Raw genomic sequence first — 1011 nt, 5'->3', positions numbered from 1 at the left:
GCATCTGGACGCGCCGAATGTGAACATGGTCACCTGCGGCGGTCAGGCCACCATCCCCATGGTGGCCGCAGTCTCTCGTGTGGCCAAGGTGCACTACGGCGAAATCATTGCCTCGATTGCCAGCAAGAGTGCCGGCCCCGGCACCCGTGCCAACATCGACGAGTTCACCGAGACCACCTCCAAAGCGATCGAGGTCGTAGGCGGCGCCACCAAGGGCAAGGCCATCATCATCATGAACCCGGCCGAGCCGCCCCTGATCATGCGCGACACGGTCTACACCCTGAGCGCGCTGGCCGACGAGGCCGCCATTGCCGCATCGGTAGAGCAGATGGCCGCTGCCGTGCAGTCCTATGTGCCGGGCTACCGCCTGAAGCAGCAGGTGCAGTTCGACCGTATCGATGCACCGATCCGCATCCCCGGCGTGGGCAATGCCCTCACGGGCCTGAAGACCTCGATCTTTCTAGAGGTTGAGGGGGCGGCCCACTACCTTCCCGCCTATGCAGGCAACCTGGACATCATGACCAGCGCCGGTCTGCGCACTGCGGAACACATGGCCGAACGCATGCTGGCGAATCACGCCGTTGCTGCCTGAGGAGACGACACACCATGAATCCGAACAAAAAAATCTACATCTCCGACGTGACCCTGCGCGACGGCAGCCACGCCATTCGTCACCAGTACAGCGTGCAGCAGGCCAGGCAGATTGCCCGGGCCCTGGATGAGGCCCGGGTCGACTCGATCGAGGTCGCTCACGGCGATGGCCTGCAAGGCTCCAGCTTCAACTACGGCTTTGGCGCACATACCGATCTGGAATGGATTGAGGCCGTGGCCAGCGTGGTCAAGCACGCCAAGATCACCACCTTGCTGCTGCCGGGCATTGGCACCGTCCACGACCTCAAGGCCGCCTACGACGCCGGTGTGCGCGTGGTGCGGGTGGCGACCCACTGCACCGAGGCCGACGTGTCCCGCCAGCATATCGAGTACGCGCGCCAGCTGGGCATGGAAGCCGTG

2 protein-coding genes are annotated in these 1011 nt (G+C 64.2%); both read left to right on the top strand.

Annotation, left to right across the window (positions count from 1 at the left end; translation table 11 throughout):
• Positions 1 to 592, top strand: a 592-nt coding sequence (locus V8Z78_RS26995) for an acetaldehyde dehydrogenase (acetylating) (protein ID WP_349732507.1), incomplete at its 5' end; no start/stop codon positions are given.
• A 14-nt stretch (positions 593 to 606) separates the two neighbouring features.
• On the top strand, positions 607 to 1011 hold a 405-nt coding region (locus V8Z78_RS26990), incomplete at its 3' end, for a hydroxymethylglutaryl-CoA lyase-like TIM-barrel protein (RefSeq protein WP_502878885.1).

Origin of the sequence: Comamonas sp. wu1-DMT (assembly GCF_040187805.1) — a bacterium.
GTDB lineage: Bacteria > Pseudomonadota > Gammaproteobacteria > Burkholderiales > Burkholderiaceae_C > Comamonas > Comamonas thiooxydans.
Note: the sequence above shows the minus strand (reverse complement) of the source record. Positions and strands in the feature narration are given on the sequence as shown.